The sequence below is a fragment of the Smaragdicoccus niigatensis DSM 44881 = NBRC 103563 genome (assembly GCF_000380645.1).
In the GTDB taxonomy this organism is placed as follows: domain Bacteria; phylum Actinomycetota; class Actinomycetes; order Mycobacteriales; family Mycobacteriaceae; genus Smaragdicoccus; species Smaragdicoccus niigatensis.
In genome coordinates, this window is sequence record NZ_AQXZ01000016.1 from 285,809 (window position 1) to 303,253 (window position 17,445).

A 17,445-nucleotide genomic window follows, 5' to 3' on the forward strand; every position below is an offset into this window, starting at 1 on the left:
TAACTCCCGGCCAAACTCGAATCTAGCCGCGAAACCGCAATTCTTCAGCACGTGTCTACCGCAAATCAGGGCATACCCTGATCACGCAGCAGACAACACCGGGGATTTCGGCGCCGGAATGACGATCTTCGTGTCGTCCGCAATACGCGACGACACCGTCGTGACCGCGACGTCGGCAGCGAGAGTGTCGCTCACTTCGCGCAGAACGTCCGACAGTTCGACTTCCAGGGCGTCACAGATTGCCGCGAGCAGTTCACTCGAAGCCTCTTTACGACCACGCTCGACTTCCGACAGATATCCGAGACTGACGGCCGCTGACGTCGACACGTCGCGGAGCGTACGGCTCTGCTCGACTCGTGCACGCCGGAGACTCTCACCGAGTGCTTCACGCATGAGTTGCGCCATGGTCCCCTCCTATCTGCCGGCTCTCACAGCGTTTAACGCTATTCGACCGTGGTTTGGTTCCCCAATCCACCCGCGAGTCTAGTGAGCACCTCTGACAAGCACACTTCCACTGCCGCGGACCGGATGTCCCAACGATCACCTCTCAGCGAACATAGCCGCACAGATATTCCCGCGGCACTGGCAATTCCGATAAAGACAGTGCCCGCCGGATGCCCCTCCTGGGGGTCCGGACCGGCGACTCCGGTCAGCGAAATGCCCCAATCTGCCCCGGTCACCGAGCGGATATGTGTTGCGAGGTGCGCCGCCGTGGACTCCGAGACCGCACCATCAGCCGCCAGTTCCGCCTCGGGAACTCCACCGAGAGAAGCCTTCAGGTCGGTCGCGTAAACAACGATGCCGCCGCGCAGCACATTGCTTGCGCCCGGGACGCTCGCGATCGTCGCAGCCACCAGGCCCGCGGTCAGCGATTCGGCAGTCGCCACGGTCTGACCGGCGGCGGTCAACGCAGCGACGAACTCGGCCGCCGGCGCGATGGACAGCAGCGGATCAGAACTCATGCGGCCGTGGCGATACTCGACTTACGCAATCGATACGCATCGACCACATAGTCCAGCCCGGTGAGGACGGTCAGCGCGACTGCGAGGTACATGACACCGAGGATGAACAACTCCGTGCCCTCCACGAGCGGCAAAAGGTACAACCCGATCGCGACGGTCTGGACCACGGTCTTGATCTTGCCGCCACGGCCGGCGGGCATGACGCCGTACTTCTTCACGGCGAACCGCATCGCGGTGATGCCGAGCTCGCGGACGAGGATCACGATCGTGATCCACCAGGCGAGCTCGCCCAAGAAGGACAAACCGATGAGCGCCGCACCGATGAGGGCTTTGTCCGCAATCGGGTCCGCAAGCTTGCCGAAGTCCGTCACCAGGTCATAGCGACGGGCGAGATGACCGTCGAATGCGTCGGTGATGATCGCGGCGAAGAACACACCCGCTGCGATCAGGCGCGACGTGGCATTGTCGCCGCCTTCGAAGAGCAGCGCGAAGACGAATACAGGCACCGCGAGCAGGCGAAGAACCGTGAGCGCATTGGCGATATTCAGGTTCGACGGGGTGTCGCTCTGGGTGGCTGCCACGACTGTGACTGTACCGGCTCAGGGGGTGGGTTGTGCCCCTGATCTGTACCCTCACATTCATGACCGACAGCACCAGTTCCGGTTCCGCTCACCCGGATTCGACGCAGGTACTGGTTCGCCGCGCCCGCACGACCGACGTCCGGGGGATCAAGGCCCTCGTCGATATCTACGCGCCCAGAATCCTCCTCGAGAAGAACCTCGTGACGCTGTACGAAGACGTCCAAGAGTTCTGGGTCGCCGAGGTCGACGGACGGGTCGTCGGCTGCGGAGCTCTCCACGTGCTGTGGGCCGACCTGGGCGAACTACGCACGATCGCCGCGCACCCGGACGTGCGCCGGCTGAAAGTCGGCCATCGGATCGTCGCGCAGCTCATCGAGGTCGCCCGCGAGATCGGTCTGAGGCGGTTGTTCGTGCTGACCTTCGAGGTCGGATTCTTCGCCAGCCACGGATTCGTGGAAATCGAGGGGACGCCGGTCAGCGCCGACGTCTACGCCGAGATCCGCCGCTCGTACGACGAGGGTGTCGCCGAGTTCCTTGATCTCAGCGCACACAAGCCCAATACGCTCGGCAACACCCGGATGCTGCTGACGCTCTGAAACGGCCAAGGGACCTGACAGCTTCGCCATCGAAATACGTCGATGGCGAAGCTGTCAGGTCCTCCTGCCGAACTCAGAACCCCGCGTCGTCCTCGTCATCCTCCGGCATGGCCCCACCATTGCGGATCATGTAGAGCGTGCCGTCGAGTTCGTCGGGCTTGATGAGCACTTCACGCGCCTTCGAACCCTCGCTCGGACCGACGATCCCCCGGGTCTCCATGAGGTCCATGAGACGACCCGCCTTGGCGAACCCGACCCGCAGCTTGCGCTGCAGCATCGACGTCGAACCGAACTGCGAAGACACCACGAGCTCGACCGCCTGCAGCAGCACGTCCATGTCATCGCCGACGTCACTGTCGATGTCTCGTTTCTCGACGGTCTTCATCGTGACGCCCTCGGTGTATTGGGGCTCGGCCTGCTTCTTGGTGAACGCGACGATCGCCTGGATCTCTTCGTCGCTGACGTACGCACCCTGCACGCGGATCGGCTTCGAGACGTCCGACGGCAGGAACAGTCCGTCACCCTTACCGATGAGCTTCTCCGCGCCGACCTGGTCGAGGATGACGCGCGAGTTCGTCGCGTTCGTGACACCGAACGCCAGACGCGACGGCACGTTCGCCTTGATCAGACCCGTGACGACCGAGACCACCGGCTGCTGGGTCGCGAGGACGAGGTGGATACCGGCCGCACGCGCCTTCTGCGTGATGCGGACGATCGCGTCTTCGACGTCCCGGGGCGCCTGCATCATGAGGTCCGCGAGCTCGTCGACAACGGCCAGGATGTACGGGTACGGCCGGTACACCCGCTCGCTGCCGAGCGGCGTGCTGATCTCCCCCGACCTGACCTTCGAGTTGAAGTCGTCGATGTGGCGAACACCGCTCGCGCTCATGTCCTGATAGCGCTGCTCCATCTCCTCGACCAACCAGGCGAGCGCCGCAGCGGCCTTCTTCGGGTCGGTGATGACTGGCGTGATGAGGTGCGGAATCCCCTGGTACGGAGGGAATTCGACCATCTTCGGGTCGATGAGGATCATCCGGACCTCGTCCGGCGTCGCGCGCTGAAGCAGCGATACCAGCATCGAGTTGATGAAGCTCGACTTACCCGAACCGGTCGAACCGGCGACGAGAAGGTGCGGCATCTTCGCCATGTTAGCGCTGATGAAGTGCCCCTCCACGTCCTTGCCGATACCGAAGACCATCGGGTGATGGTCCTTTCGGGTGCTCGGCGCGACGAGGACGTCCTTGAGCCGGACGACTTCGCGGTCGTTGTTCGGCACCTCGATACCGACTGCCGACTTACCTGGGATCGGCGCCAGAAGTCGCACGTTGTCGGTCGCAACCGCATACGCGAGGTTCTTCTGCAGCGCGGTGAAGCGCTCGACCTTCACACCGGGTCCGAGTTCGATCTCGTAGCGGGTGACCGTCGGGCCACGCTGATAGCCCGTGACCACTGCGTCGATCTTGAACTGGTCGAGCACCTCGGAGATCGACTCGATCAAGCGGTCGTTGTCGCGCGATCCGCGCTTGGACGGCTCCCCGGCTTCGAGAATGTCGAGCGGCGGCAGGCTGTAGTCGCCGTCGACGACGCGGTCGGTGACCATGTCGAACTTCTCTTCGACCTTTTCGATCGCCTTCGCGAGAAGCTTCTTCTTCGCCGGCTTCTCTGCCTTGGGCATCGGAACTTGGACAACCGGCTCAACTGGAAGTTCGGAGGGTTCGAGACCTCTCGAGGGCTTCGCGGCGGGTTCCGGCGTGACAGGTGGCGCGGCAAAAGGCTTGGCGATCGGGGCGGCGACCGCGCGCGGTGCTTCCTCGTGGTGCGGATGCGGGAGCGCCTCGAGACGTGCACGAACTTCGTCGGCGATGTCGCGGACACTGCTGCCGGTCAGCAGCAGGAATCCGAAAGCCGCCGCGATGACCAGCAGCGGAACCGAGATCCAGGCGCTCAGGCCTTCGGTCAGCGGGCCGGCCGCAAGGAATCCGAGCCAACCGCCGGCACCCGAACGTCCCTCGACGGTCGTGGGTGAGCCCGCGATGACATGTGCCATTCCCAGGACTGCCGCGCCGAGAAGGAACGAGCCCAGCAGGAATCGCGGCCGTGCTTCCGGCCTCGGCTCACTCCGGAACAAGCAGACCGCAATGAACCCGGTCACCACCGGGATCGTCGCTGCGACGACACCCATCAGGCTGCGCAGCCCCTTGTCGATCCCACCGCCAACCGGTCCGCCCGCGCTGAACCACACCGCGCCGGCGACGATCGCGGTGACGGCAACAAGTGCCAGCGCGATGCCATCCCGACGTTGTCCGTTGTCGACCTGCCGGGCCCGGCTCACGGCGCGAGTCGTCACACCGACGCCGCGCGCGGCCATCGTCCAACTCGCCGCGATGCCCTTCCCGACGAGGTTCATCGTCTGTGGAGGTGCCTGCTTCTTCGCCGCCGGACGCTTGGCCGGGGTCTTACCTTTTGCAGGGGTGCGAGGGCGCGCTGCGGCGCTCGTCTTGCGCGGAGTTCGGCTGCCACTACTGCTACCAGCCGATTTCCGCGCCGTACCGCTGCCAGTCTTCACTGCCATAGTTATTCACAGTAGCCTCAGCGGCCTCACAGGCCCACCTTTGCGCGCCTGTCTCAATCAGCTTGTGACGCTAGGCATGAGCCCCGTCACACTCGGCGTGTCAACCACTCCCCTACCCCACCGAATGCGCCCATCACGCCGACTTTGTCCACGTTCCGAGGCCGTTTCGGTTGAAGTAATCCTGTTTGACCGTTCCGTCGTCGACATCGAAGGTCACCGAGGACAACGACCCTTCGGCCTCACTGCTGAGCGGCGGGGTGAACGCGAAGGTGTTGCCGTCCCACGGATCGAGATTGAACTCGACATTCCCCGTCGGGCCCATCGCGGCGTGCAGCCGCCCGTTCTGAACATCGACCACGAGATCGCCGAAGTACGGGTTCGAATAGGTTCCGACGTACGACGTGAACGGATCGGGTGGCGCCGCGATCGTCGGTCGCGTCTTACCCACCAGATCACCGGCGGGTTCGTATAACGGGGCGAAGACCTTGCCGAAGTAGTCGATCCAGTCCCGGCTCGTGTCGCCGGTCTGGACGACATCGAGAAACTGCGATGCCAATGCCTCGGCCGCGCCGACCGGTGCCGCGTTGGTCAGGACGACGATTCCGACTCCAAGTGCGGGGAGCATCGCCACGCGCGTCGCACCGCCAACGAAGAACGCCCCCGAATGACTGATCTCCGTCGTGCCCGTGGGCTGCGGATCGACGTTGAATCCGTAGCCATAGAAACCTGGCAGTTCGCCGGGCGCGGCCGCCGGACGGTTCGTGATCTGTGCGCTGACCGCCGGCAACAAGGCCCCGGGCGAGATGATCGTCTTTCCGCCGAACTTCCCGTCGCCGAGGACCATCGACATCCACCGGGCGAGGTCCTTCACGTTCGAACTCACCCCGCCCGCAGGCGATTGCGTATCGGGATTGCGCTGGTAGAGCGGCGCGAAGCCGCCGGGCGTTTTGGCATGAAGCACCGCGCGGTTGCGGTGTGCAAGGAAGTCGGCCGTGCGCGAACTCGTCGAGTTCATCCCCAGTGGCTGGTAGATCGCGTTCTGCGACAGCGTCTCCCAGTCGGTCCCGGCCGCGACCGCAGCACTCGCTGCACCCGCCGTCGTGCCGAAATTCGCATAGCCGTAGACCTCCCGGAACGGCCCCAACGGTAGGAACTGCAGATGGTCGAGGATGTAGGAACGATCGAACCCGAGTTCTTCGAGGTCATCACCGGCCGCCGCAGGTAGGCCGGTGCGGTGGGCGTAGAAGTCCCCCACGGTCGCGTGCGCGGTCACGTACGGATCGGCGAGCGCGAAGTTCGGCAGAAATCGTGTCACCGGGTCGTCCCACGACAGCTTTCCGGCGGTGACCTGGGTCGCGACGACCGTCGCACCGATCGACTTCGACATGGACGCGATCTGGAAGACGGTGTCCGCGTTGACCTCGGCCGATTTCCCCTGCTCACGCACTCCGTAGCCTTGCGCGAACACCATGTCGTCGCCGTGGACGACCGCGACGGCCAGCCCCGGAATGTGGTCGCGATTCATCACGTCCCGAGCGAGGCCATTAAGGCGGCGGATGGCCGTATCAAACCGACCTTGATCGAAGCCGTCGGTGCGCTTCTCCGGCGGATTGGACCCACACGCTGCCGGAACGACGAGTACGACGGCGATCGCAGCCGCGGAGATCCGGGCGAGCACAGTCTCGAACATCGACCGCCTCCAACCAGTACCGCCGTCATTCGACGATATGCCTGAAGACCAACGCCCGTAACGGAATTCGGCGGTTCAGACCGAGCGGTCGCAGCCCAGGACCGCGGCGACGTCCGCCTCGTCTCCCTCGGCGGTCACGTTGACCGCCTTGCGCCCGAAGGCGAGCAGGAGGATTTCCGACGGTGCACCGGTGATCGTGACCGTGCGCTTGCCCGACTTCTTGGCGACCAAGCGCTTCCCCATGTCCGTCACGAGCACGACCGACACGGGGGCCGAACGGAAAGTCTGCGGAGCGACGTTCCGGACGATCACCCACAGTGAGGCTTCGTCGCGATCAGACAGATGGCGGGACTCCCAGCGGTTGCCGCCACGGCGAACGTCTTCGTGGTGAACGAACATCTCGCTGGTATTGAAGAGTCGGTCGGGTCCTTTGCCCATCCACCAGACCGGGGGTCCGGTGCGAATGTCCTCGAGGAGCTCATCGAACGGCTTCTCGGTGTAGCCCTTGCGGATTCGCTCGGTATAGGCGGCCAGCGGCCCACCCATGATGCCGGGCGCGGCATCGGGTCGACGCTCGCGGATGACGATGTGGGCGGCCAGATCCTTGACGGTCCAGCCTTCGCACAATGTCGGCGCCGCGGGGCCCGCGGACCGCATCGACTTCACCATTGCCTGTCGTTCACGCTGCGCAAGAGACATGTCTAAATCGCAATCACATTCGGCACGATCATCGGACGACGACGGTAAGTCTCGGCCACCCAGCGACCGACCACGCGCCGGACAGACTGGGCGATGCGATGGGTGTCCGTGACGCCCTCCGCGCCCAGGCGGGCCAACTCGGCCTCGACGAGTTTCTGGGCTTCCTTCAGTGCGGCCGGGTCGTCGGAGAACCCACGCCCATTGAGCTCCGGAGTTCCGACCACTTGGCCGGTCGTGGCGTTGATCGCGAGCGTGATCGCGATGAATCCACCCTCGCCGAGGATGAGGCGATCGGACAACGTCGGCTCACCGACATCTCCGACCGACAAACCGTCGACATAGACATGTCCCACCGGCACGCGGCCGGTGATCTTTGCGACGCCGTCAACGAGGTCGACGACCACGCCGTCCTCGGCGAGAATCACGCGATTCTCGGGAACGCCGGTAGCCACTGCCAGAGCCCCGTTGGCACGCAGGTGACGCCACTCGCCATGGACGGGCATCGCGTTGCGGGGCCGGACAGCGTTGTACAGGAACAGCAGTTCACCTGCGGAAGCGTGCCCCGAGCAGTGCACCTTCGCGCTCTGCTGGGTCACGACGGTCGCGCCGACGCGAGCCAACCCGTTCACCACCGCGAACACGGCGTTCTCGTTGCCGGGGATCAGTGACGACGCCAGGATCACCAGGTCATCGGGCCGGATGTTGATCTGGCGGTGGTCACCGCGAGCCATCCGCGAGAGCGCCGACAACGGCTCACCCTGCGAGCCGGTCGAGATGAGGACGAGCTTGTCGTGTGGGAGCGTGGCGGCCTGCTCCATGTCGACAACCAGGCCGTCGGGCACGGTGAGATAGCCGAGATCCTGCGCAATCTGCATGTTGCGAACCATCGAGCGGCCCACGAAGCAGATTCGCCGACCGTGTCGGAACGCGACATCGACTACCTGCTGGATGCGGTGGACGTGGCTCGCGAACGACGCGACGATGACGCGCTTGCGGGCCTTGCCGATGATGCCGTCGAGCACTCCACCGATGTCCCGCTCCGGCATGACAAAGCCCGGGACCTCGGCGTTCGTCGAGTCGACCAGGAAGATGTCGACGCCTTCGTCACCGAGTCGCGAGAACCCGGCCAGGTCCGTGAGCCGGCCGTCGAGGGGCAACTGGTCGAGCTTGATGTCGCCGGTGTGCAGTGCAACGCCGGCCGACGTCTTGATCGCGACCGCGAGCGCGTCCGGGATCGAGTGGTTGACCGCGAAGAATTCGCACTCGAAGTCACCGTGGTTGGTGGTCTGCCCTTCGATGACCTCGACGAGCGTCGGGCGCAGCCGGTGCTCGCGGCACTTGGCCGCGACCAGGGCAAGCGTGAACTTCGCGCCGACCACCGGGATGTCCGGCCGCAGGCGAAGCAAGAACGGCACCGCACCGATGTGGTCTTCGTGACCGTGGGTGAGGATCAACGCGACGACGTCGTTCATGCGCGACTCGATGTACCGGAAATCCGGCAGGATCAGGTCGACGCCCGGCTGCTGGTCTTCCGGGAAGAGCACTCCGCAATCGACGATGAGCAGCTTGCCCTTGTGCTCGAAAACCGTCATGTTGCGGCCGATTTCGCCGATGCCGCCGAGCGCAACGATCCGCAGACCGTTCTTGGGCGCCTTCGGCGGCGTCCCCAACGAGTCGGTCGGATTGCCGGTCTGACGGCTATCCGGAACCTGTGTCGCGGCGGCGTTCGGAGTCACCGGCTTGGTCGGTGGACCACTTCGTCTCGTCGCCTTGCGCGATCGACCAGGACCGGTCACGCAAGAACCCCCTGGGCGCGCATTTCCGCGGCCAAGCCGGCAACCTGCTCCGGAGTTGCGGGAACGACCGGCAAGCGAGGGTCGCCGGCGTCGATGCCCAGCAGCCGAACACCGGCCTTGGCGCCCGGCGCACCGCCGATGCTCATCATCGCCCGGGTCATCGCGAGCAGGTCGAGGTTGACCTGCTGTGCCCGCTTGATGTCGCCGGCCTGGTAAGCCGTGAGCAGTTCGCGCAACTTGCCCGGCACGACATGTCCGATGACGCTGACGAAGCCGACGGCACCGACCGACAGCCACGGCAAGTTCAGCGGGTCGTCACCGCTGTAGAAATGCAGGCCGGTCGTGGCGATGAGTTCCGCACCACCTTGGAGGTCGCCCTTGGCTTCCTTGACCGCCTGGATCTGCGGGTGCTCAGCCAGAACACGCACAGTCTCGGGCTCAATCGGAATCACCGACCGGGGCGGAATGTCGTACAACATCACCGGAACCTCGGAGGCATCGGCAACCGCACTGAAGTGCGCGATCAATCCGGCCTGTGACGGCTTCGAGTAGTACGGCGTCACGACCAGCAGTCCGTCGGCGCCCGCGCGGCACGATTCCCGCGCGAGGTGAACGCTGTGTGCGGTGTCATACGTTCCGGCACCGGCGATGATCTTCGCGCGGCCCCCGAGAGCGTCCTTCACGGCACGGACGAGTTCGAACTTCTCGTCGTCGCTCGTGGTCGGCGATTCGCCCGTCGTTCCACCGAGGACGAGCGCATCACAACCGCCGTCGACCAGGTGTTTTGCCACTGCGATACCGGTCTCGACGTCAAGCTTGCCGTCCGCGGTAAACGGGGTCACCATCGCGACACCGACGGTGCCGAACGGCAGGTGGGGAGCAGCCGCTGAACCACTGAGATTGGCGGCACTGGCAACGGTCATGAGCAAAAGGCTACCGTCAGCCAAACCTGGAGTCTCCATTGACGGCACATGCTCTTGAACACCCGCGCGGTCGGCGTTATCGGACCCCGCGTTTCCCCATGTGCGGGCACCAACATCGCGAATCCGGAGAGGCAACCGATTTCCCGGGGTAAGCATCGAGTGGGGCGCTCCAGCGATAACGCGACGGTGCCTTCGACATGTGACAGGAGCGAAGACCATGGGCGGTCCGTCCCCGAAACAAATCGGCCAACTCGCGGTGCTCGCGGGTGCAGCCGCCAGCGCAGTCACCGGCGGTGAGATCTATCGGCGTCGGCGGGCTCAGGTCCGTCTTGTCCGCGGAATCGGGCATGGCGGTGAGGAGTGGACCGTCACGACGTCGGATGGCACGAAACTGCACGTTGAAATCGACGGGCCCGAATCCGCTGAACTGACCGTTGTGTTCGCACATGGCTGGTTCATGGACCTCACCACGTGGCGACACCAGCGGGCAGCGCTGTCGGGACTGCCGGTGCGGCGGGTCTTCTACGACCACCGCGGCTACGGAAAGTCCGAGCGCGGACCGAAGGGCCTCGGCAGCGTCCGTCTCCTCGCCGAGGACATGACCGAGATCATCGACGCGGTGGCGCCCAACGGCCCGGTGGTTGTGGTCGGGCATTCGATGGGCTCGTTCACCATCCAGGCCCTGGCTGGAATCCATCCCGAACTGTTCGGGAGTCGCATTGTGGCCAGCGTGCTCATCAGCACGGCAGCGCAAGGTTCGACGTTGATCCGCGCGGTGGTCCGCAACATCCCAGTCGCCCATCGGATTGTCAGCCCCACGGCGAACGTGCTGGAGATCGCAAACGTGCTGCGGCCCTACCTGGTGAGAGCTCTCGGGATGGGGTTGTACCGGCCCTTCTCGTACCTGTTCGTCGACCGGAGGTCATCCGCAGAAGCCAAGCAGGAATTCTTGGCGGTCATTTCGGCGGCCCACTTGGACGTGATGGGTGAATACCTGCTGGCATTGGCCGCGCACGAGGAGATGGCGTCGCTGCCGGCGTTGGGTAAGGCGCCGTGCCTGGTCATCACCGGCGGCAGTGACCTCATCGTCCTTCCCGAATTGTCCAAAGCCGCGGCCGCCGAGATCCCGGGCGTCGAGCACGTCATCATTCCCGAAAGCGGCCACATCGTCGTGTTCGAGAAGGCAGACGAAGTCGACGGCCTTGTCACCCGCGTGATCAATCAGGCGATGGCGGACCTCGGGCAACGACGGGGCGCGTGAGCAGGTTCGTTCAGGTCGCCATTCGACGTCCGTTTCGCCGGGAATTCGCTAGTTTGAGGGCAGCCTGGCCGCGCGTCGGTCGGATTCCTCTCGGGAAAGCGTATCGACGATGTTTTCCACTCGCAGGAAGCCCGTCCTCGTCCTCTCCAGCCTGGTGTTCACGCTGCTCCTCGTGCTCAACGCGTGCACTTCCAAGTCGACCGAACCGAAACCGGGTGCGAACTACGGCGCGGATGGCACGTCGGCGGAATATCGAGAACCGGTCACGCTGAGCAGCAAGGACGGTGTCCTCGAAGTACGGCTGTCCGCCCACGAAGCGAGCTATCCCCTCGACACCGCGTCGAAGCCGGTCGACGGATTTCTCCTGTTCGACTACGAACTCATCCGGGGCACCGCCTCGGACGGTTCGAAGAAAGGCAGCGACCTCTACCCCGCCCCGACCCTGCACGTCGAACCCGGACAGCGTTTGATCGTTCACTTCGACAATGACCTGCAGGATCTGTCGATCGCCGACTTCACCGACCCGGCGTACGCCGCCGTGGGTGACAAGATTCCGCTTTACCCCCGGATGCTGACCTCGTCGCCGCTCAATCTGCACACGCACGGCCTGCACGTGAGCCCGGACGGCGATGCCGACAACGTGCTGCTCGAGATTCCCGCCGGCATGGGCAACGTGTACGACTACGCCGTACCGGCGGACATGCCGCACGGTCTGTACTGGTACCACAGTCACCTCCACCGGCTCACGACTCAGCACACCTACCGGGGCCTGGCGGGAATGCTCGAAATCGGTCGGCCGGATGGGAATCTGCCGATCGTCACGGAGAAAAAGCTCCCCATTCGCACCATGGCGCTGCAGTACAACTGGGTCTTCGACCGCAAGGGCACGGGAGCACACCTGGATGAACCGAGCCGAGCCAAGTTCGTCGATACTCACGTCGCTCCGGTGGGCAACCAACTCGCCGACGGAACATATGAACCGCTTCTGACGCCGGTGGACTTCAAAGACACCACGATCGGCGCGCAGTACTTCACGAACTGGGTCGCTGGCCCGGGGGCACCGAACCCGAGGCGAGGCGCCAACCAATTCATCCCCAGCAACCTGCAGAGCTTCACCAGTGATTCGGTGTCCGTACCCGCAGATCCGGGGCTCAGAGACAACGAACGCGACGTCCAGTTCACCGTCAACGGTCAGTTCCAGCCGACGCTGGCGGTCAAGCCCGGGCAAACCGAGATTTGGGTACTGGCCAACATCAGCGACTACACAAGTTCGGCCCTGACGCTCACCGAGACGGCGACGGGCAATCACCCGAAGTTTGCGGTCGTCGGCCAGGACGGCAACCCGTTCCCGGTTGTGCATCCACCGGTCGATGGTGACGGAACCACGCTGGTCGTTCCGCCCGGTTCCCGCTTTGCGATCGCCGTGACGATGCCGCAGAAGGGCGACCTCGTCCTCGAGATGGCCCCGCAGAAGGGCGGCGAAGGCGAGACCACCAACGGAGTCCTGTACACCAACAACGGCACCGACCACCCTCACGCGGTACTGGGCACAACCAACGTCGACCCGTCGGCGATCAGCTACGTCGACGGATTCTTCAAGTACCCGTCGCAGAAACTGCTCCGAGCGGTGCCCGCGGAAGGCAGCGGCGTATCCGTTCCCTTCACCGACGGTCAGGCCTTGAATGCGTATACGTCGTTCGTCGACACGTCGGTGATGACTCCGGCGATCGACCGGCAATTGGTGATCAAGGGCGGATTCAGCAACGACAAGGCGAGTAAGGACGACCCGAGGGCGTTCACCTACGAGATCGCGGACAACACCTTCCCGAACATCCCGTTGATTCAGCCCCGGTTGAACTCCGTCGAGGAATGGCAGATCACCAACTTCAACAACGACGGCCATCCCATGCACATCCACGTGAACGACTTCCAGGTCATGGGGATCACCGATCCCATTTCCGGCGTCAGCACCGGAATACAAGCGTGGGGCGAAGACAACGTGGCCGTCCCGCGCGCACTTGTCGACGCTCAGCACCAGCCGCTCGCACCGGCGACGACCACGCTGCGCACCCAGTTCACTGATTACGCCGGCACTTTCGTCATCCATTGCCATCGCCTCAACCACGAGGACAACGGCCTCATGGCAACCGTGAACGTCATTCCGGAGGTATCCACGTACGCGGTGACGAACCCCGGATCGAGTGGAAAACCGGCGACCGTGGCCATGTACGACGGCAATGGCGACCGCCTGGTTTCCACGGTCACACCATTCGCCAGCTTCGACGGCACGCCGACCGTCGCGATGGCCGATGTCAACGGCGACATGATCCTCGATCTGGTCGTCGGAACCGGCGCCGGGCCGGCCGCCGAAGTCGCGGCCTACAGCGGCGCGGGACCGGCGCCCTTCACGACCGAGCTGGCGCGTTTCACCCCATTCGGACCTGATTTCCACGGTGGCGTGAACGTGGCCGGCGCCGATATCGACGGCAATGCGCTCGCCGACAACATCGTCGTTGGGGCCGGTCCGGGAATCGAGTCGCAGGTCAAGGTCTTTTCTTCCGTGCTGCCCGCCAAGAAGGGCACAGCTCCCGAGGTGTTCTCCAGCTTCGCGCCCTATCCAGGGTCGAAGGCCGGCGTGTCCGTCGCGACGGGTCTGGTAGAGCTGACTGCGGGCCGGCCGAGCATCGTGACCGCGCCCGGCCCCGGCGAACCGGCACGCATCAAGACGTTCCGGTTCGATCTGTACAAACCAACCGCCGCCGCCCAGGCCGCGGGCAAGGCTGACGCCGGAAACGCGTCGCAGCCGACGATGACCGCGGAGTTCCTGGCCTTCGATGAGAAGTACACCGGGGGTGTCTCCTTGACGACGGGGTGGGTCGCTGGACCGGAAGGAGGGGCGAAGAGCATCGTCACGAGCATGCTCGGCGACGGCGGTACCGTCCGCGTGTGGTCGAGCGGCTCTCGCCTCGATGGCGCGCCCTCCATGTATCTGGAGAGTCCCGACCACCACCATTCGGGGATGGTGACGTTCCGACAGACGGCGTCATTCGAGCCGTTCGGCGGTCAAGGCGTCCAGGTAGCGACAACGAGCACGCCGTTCGGGGCCGACCTACTCGTCAGCGGTCCCACCGGCGAGGTGCAGAAGTTCGATCTTCGGCGTGCTGAGCCCACCGCGACAACCTTGACACCGTTCCTGCTGACAACCATCCCGGCGCCTTCGGTCACTGCCAACGCGCCGTCGATCGGTGGCCGCTGAGGTCAGTATTTGGGTACCGGAATCCGCATCAGGTCCTCCGCCACCACGATGTCGCCGGAGAACACCTCGGCGGCCTGTTCGTGGTGGCGTTTCAGATCCGGGTACCGCTGGGAGAAGTGGGTCAGGACGAGCCTCCGCACTCCGCATTCGGCCGCGACTCGACCCGCGTGCCGGGCTGTTAGGTGGCCGTATTTCGCGGCCAGTTCTTCGTCCTGGTCGAGGAACGTCGCCTCGATCACCAGCAGGTCAGCATCCTGAGCCAGCTCGAACACGCCGTCGCACAGCCGGGTATCCATGATGAACGCGACGCGTTGTCCCCGCCGTCGCTCCGAGACATCCTCGCGTCGCAGCACTCGTCCATCGACGGTGATCGACCCGTCACGATCGAGTGCGCCGATCGCCGGGCCGCGCACGCCGAACTGGGTCAACTTCTCCGGGACGAATCGCCAGCGGTCGGGTTCGGTGAGGCGGTAGCCGATGGCATCCGCGGAATGGTCGAGGCCGCGTGCCTCGAGTGTGCCGAAGGCATCGGTGACGATCGGCCCGTTCCCGGCGACGGGGTGCTCGCGGATGTCGACGACGTCATGGAAGTCGCACGCGTGCCGAAGTCGCTGGAAGTAGTGCTCCCCCGATGCCGGAAAATAAGCCCACACCGGATGCAGCACGTGATCCGCCGCCATCCGTTGGACGACGCCCGGAACGCCCAGGCAATGGTCGCCGTGGAAATGGGTCAGGCATATGCGCGTCACCTGGTTGGCGGACACTCCGGCAAAGAGCATCTGCCGCTGGGTGCCTTCGCCCGGGTCAAAGAGGAAGCCCTCACCGTCCCAACGCAGGAAATATCCGTTGTGGTTGCGCGTGCGGGTGGGCGATTGACTGGCTGTACCCAGCACGACGAGCTCCCGAACCGACATGCATCGAGCCTATGACAACAGCGCACCTGGATTGATCGCCGCCAATACGCTGTGGAGGTGACGCACGAGAACCGGATCGCGGAACTTCTGGCCGAATTCCCTGTGCAGGTGCAGATTCCTGTTGCGTGGGGCGACATGGATGCGATGGGTCACGTGAACAACACCGTCTATTTCCGCTACTTCGAGACGGCGCGGCTCAGTTGTTTCGCTGAACTGGGCATGGGATCGATCGACCAGTCCGACGTCGGTCCGATACTTCACTCTGCGAGCTGCCGATTCCGGATTCCGCTCACCTACCCGGACACCGTCACCGTTGGTGCGCGGATCGGAGACATCGGCGATGACCGGTTCAACATGATCTACCGGGCGGTCAGTCACCGTCACGGCGCAGTCGCCGCGGACGGCGAGTCGCTGATCGTCACATTCTCTTACTCGACAGGCACCAAGGCTGCCGTGTCAGACGCCCTCCGAGCGCGGCTCGTCGCGTTGCGTGGCGACGCTTGAGTCAACGGCCGCTCAGCCCATCAGCTGTGCGGCGACCGTCGCGCCCAGTTCCCAGCACGCCTGGAGATCGTCCTTTGTCGGCTTGCCGGACACCACGACGTTCTCGGCGGCCTTGACCCAACCCAAGCCGGTCGTGATCGACTTCACGGCCTTCTCGGCGCCCTCGCTGCCCTCGTTCGAATGCAGGTACAGCGCGTAGGGTCTCCCCCGCGTCGCGTCGAGGCACGGGTAGTAGATGCAGTCGAAGGCGTGCTTCAACGCACCCGAGATGTATCCCAGATTCGCCGGCGTACCGAGCACGTAACCGTCCGCTTCGAGGACGTCCGAGGCCGTCACTGCCAAAGCAGCTTTTCGAACAACTTCGACGCCTTCGATGTCCGGATCCGTTGCACCCTTCACGACCGCCTCGAACATCTCCTGACAATGCGGAGACGGCGTGTGATGGACGATCAGGAGCCGAGCCATCAGGCCACTCGCTCCGCACGTTCGAGCGCGACGGCCCGGCGCATCGTCGCTCGCGCCCGCTTGCGGTCACCCGCATAGTCGTAGGCACGCGCGACCCGGTAGTTGGTCCGCCAATTGTCCGGATCGGCTTCCCATTCCGTCTTGACCTGGGCGAACAGTTCATCGGCGGCATCACGGACAATGCGTCCCGAGGGCCGTCTCGGCAGATCGGAGACGTCGAGTTCCTGACCGTCCTCGCGCATCCGGGCTGCCAGACGCTGGTGGTCGAAGCCCGCTTTCACGGTCGTCACAACTGACCAGATACCCAGAAGGGGTAGAACCAAAATCCCTACGCCGAGTCCGATCGAGACGGCATTGCCCTGCCGCATGAGCTGCAGCGAGATCGAGCCGAGCAGCACGAAATACACCGCAAGTGCCGCGATCAACAACGCGGTGACGACGTACGGAACGAGGTTGCGCTTCACAGCCCGAGAAATGTCTCGAGCCCGACAGTCAGCCCGGGGTGCTTGGCGATCTCCCGACACCCGAGCAGAACGCCGGGGCCGAACGACGAACGGTCGATCGAGTCGTGGCGGATCGTCAGGGTCTCCCCGAGAGTTCCGAACAACACTTCCTGGTGGGCGACCAGTCCGCGGAGGCGGACCGAATGCACCCGAACGTCGTCGACATCGGCGCCGCGCGCACCCTCGAGCTCCTGCGATGTGGCGTCCGGGCTCTTGGCGACACCGGCTTCCGCGCGGGCCTTGGCGATGAGCTGGGCCGTCCGGTACGCGGTACCCGACGGCGCATCGGCCTTGTTCGGGTGGTGCAGCTCGATGACCTCGACCGACTCGAACCACTTCGCCGCCTGCTCGGCGAACTTCATCGACAGGACGGCCCCAATCGCAAAGTTCGGCGCGATCAGCACACCGGTCGATGGCGAGCCGGCGAGCCATTCACGAACCTGGCCCAGGCGTGCGTCGTCGAATCCCGTGGTGCCGACGACGGCGTGGATGCCGTTCTTGACGAGGAACTCGAGGTTCGGCATCACGACATCGGGGTGCGTGAAGTCGATGACGACCTGCGTCTGCGCGTCGACGAACGTCTGCAGCGAGTCGCCCTGGTCGACCTTCGCGACCAATTCCAGATCCGCTGCGGCCTCGACCGCTTCGCACATCGCCTGACCGACTTTGCCTCGGGCCCCGAGCACTCCGACACGAATGTTCACGCGTGCAACCTTACTCGGA

General features: G+C 64.5%; 16 protein-coding genes. 4 read left to right on the top strand and 12 right to left on the bottom strand.

The window, feature by feature from the left end:
• Positions 1-81: 81 nt before the first annotated feature.
• The 3 genes from F600_RS0111820 to pgsA are packed head-to-tail and all read right to left on the bottom strand — an operon-like array spanning position 82 to position 1,543.
• On the bottom strand, positions 82-405 hold the full coding sequence (locus F600_RS0111820) for a helix-turn-helix domain-containing protein (protein WP_018160830.1): 324 nt from the start codon (positions 403-405) through the stop codon (positions 82-84).
• A gap of 38 nt (positions 406-443) precedes the next feature.
• Positions 444-962: a CinA family protein gene (locus F600_RS0111825; protein ID WP_018160831.1), complete on the bottom strand. Its 519-nt coding sequence runs from the start codon at positions 960-962 to the stop codon at positions 444-446.
• Positions 959-1,543, bottom strand: coding sequence for a CDP-diacylglycerol--glycerol-3-phosphate 3-phosphatidyltransferase (gene pgsA / locus F600_RS0111830; RefSeq protein ID WP_018160832.1), 585 nt, complete (start codon positions 1,541-1,543; stop codon positions 959-961). The genes F600_RS0111825 and pgsA overlap by 4 nt, the downstream gene beginning before the upstream one ends.
• A gap of 59 nt (positions 1,544-1,602) precedes the next feature.
• Here pgsA and F600_RS0111835 point away from each other — a divergent pair, with 59 nt between their 5' ends.
• Positions 1,603-2,139: an amino-acid N-acetyltransferase gene (locus F600_RS0111835; RefSeq protein ID WP_018160833.1), complete on the top strand. Its 537-nt coding sequence runs from the start codon at positions 1,603-1,605 to the stop codon at positions 2,137-2,139.
• A 73-nt stretch (positions 2,140-2,212) separates the two neighbouring features.
• On the opposite strand, the gene F600_RS0111840 is transcribed toward F600_RS0111835, so the two are convergent.
• The 5 genes from F600_RS0111840 to dapA all read right to left on the bottom strand — a co-directional run bounded on the left by F600_RS0111840 (position 2,213) and on the right by dapA (position 9,819).
• Positions 2,213-4,711: an FtsK/SpoIIIE family DNA translocase gene (locus F600_RS0111840; RefSeq protein WP_081628811.1), complete on the bottom strand. Its 2,499-nt coding sequence runs from the start codon at positions 4,709-4,711 to the stop codon at positions 2,213-2,215.
• A 133-nt stretch (positions 4,712-4,844) separates the two neighbouring features.
• The gene (locus F600_RS0111845; protein ID WP_018160835.1) at positions 4,845-6,401 is read right to left on the bottom strand and encodes a serine hydrolase; all 1,557 of its coding nucleotides are present in this window, start codon (positions 6,399-6,401) and stop codon (positions 4,845-4,847) included.
• A gap of 75 nt (positions 6,402-6,476) precedes the next feature.
• The gene (locus F600_RS0111850; RefSeq protein ID WP_018160836.1) at positions 6,477-7,100 is read right to left on the bottom strand and encodes a TIGR03085 family metal-binding protein; all 624 of its coding nucleotides are present in this window, start codon (positions 7,098-7,100) and stop codon (positions 6,477-6,479) included.
• 2 nt (positions 7,101-7,102) lie between these two features.
• On the bottom strand, positions 7,103-8,836 hold the full coding sequence (locus tag F600_RS0111855; protein ID WP_018160837.1) for a ribonuclease J: 1,734 nt from the start codon (positions 8,834-8,836) through the stop codon (positions 7,103-7,105).
• A gap of 56 nt (positions 8,837-8,892) precedes the next feature.
• Positions 8,893-9,819: a 4-hydroxy-tetrahydrodipicolinate synthase gene (gene dapA / locus F600_RS0111860; protein WP_018160838.1), complete on the bottom strand. Its 927-nt coding sequence runs from the start codon at positions 9,817-9,819 to the stop codon at positions 8,893-8,895.
• Positions 9,820-10,036: 217 nt separating this feature from the next.
• On the opposite strand from dapA, the gene F600_RS30345 reads away from it, so the two are divergent.
• Complete coding sequence (locus F600_RS30345; RefSeq protein ID WP_018160839.1) at positions 10,037-11,080, top strand: alpha/beta fold hydrolase; 1,044 nt, start codon at positions 10,037-10,039, stop codon at positions 11,078-11,080.
• Between the two features lie 109 nt (positions 11,081-11,189).
• Entirely contained in the window at positions 11,190-14,336 is a 3,147-nt protein-coding gene (locus F600_RS0111870; protein WP_018160840.1) for a multicopper oxidase family protein, read from the top strand.
• Positions 14,337-14,338: 2 nt separating this feature from the next.
• On the opposite strand, the gene F600_RS0111875 is transcribed toward F600_RS0111870, so the two are convergent.
• Positions 14,339-15,250 carry a ribonuclease Z gene (locus F600_RS0111875; RefSeq protein WP_018160841.1) on the bottom strand — a complete coding sequence of 304 codons (912 nt, stop codon included), beginning with the start codon at positions 15,248-15,250 and terminating at the stop codon, positions 14,339-14,341.
• A gap of 57 nt (positions 15,251-15,307) precedes the next feature.
• Between F600_RS0111875 and F600_RS0111880 the strand changes: the two genes are divergently transcribed.
• Entirely contained in the window at positions 15,308-15,754 is a 447-nt protein-coding gene (locus F600_RS0111880) for an acyl-CoA thioesterase (RefSeq protein ID WP_211220063.1), read from the top strand.
• Positions 15,755-15,766: 12 nt separating this feature from the next.
• Here F600_RS0111880 and F600_RS0111885 read toward each other — a convergent pair whose 3' ends face one another.
• From F600_RS0111885 to dapB, 3 genes are read right to left on the bottom strand one after another with little or no spacing between them, the layout of a single operon-like run.
• Entirely contained in the window at positions 15,767-16,219 is a 453-nt protein-coding gene (locus F600_RS0111885; RefSeq protein WP_018160843.1) for a flavodoxin family protein, read from the bottom strand.
• Positions 16,219-16,683 carry a hypothetical protein gene (locus tag F600_RS0111890; protein WP_018160844.1) on the bottom strand — a complete coding sequence of 155 codons (465 nt, stop codon included), beginning with the start codon at positions 16,681-16,683 and terminating at the stop codon, positions 16,219-16,221. The genes F600_RS0111885 and F600_RS0111890 overlap by 1 nt, the downstream gene beginning before the upstream one ends.
• A complete protein-coding gene (gene dapB / locus F600_RS0111895; RefSeq protein WP_018160845.1) occupies positions 16,680-17,426 on the bottom strand; it encodes a 4-hydroxy-tetrahydrodipicolinate reductase in 747 nt (248 codons plus the stop codon). Before dapB ends, F600_RS0111890 begins: the two co-directional genes overlap by 4 nt.
• Positions 17,427-17,445: the final 19 nt, after the last annotated feature.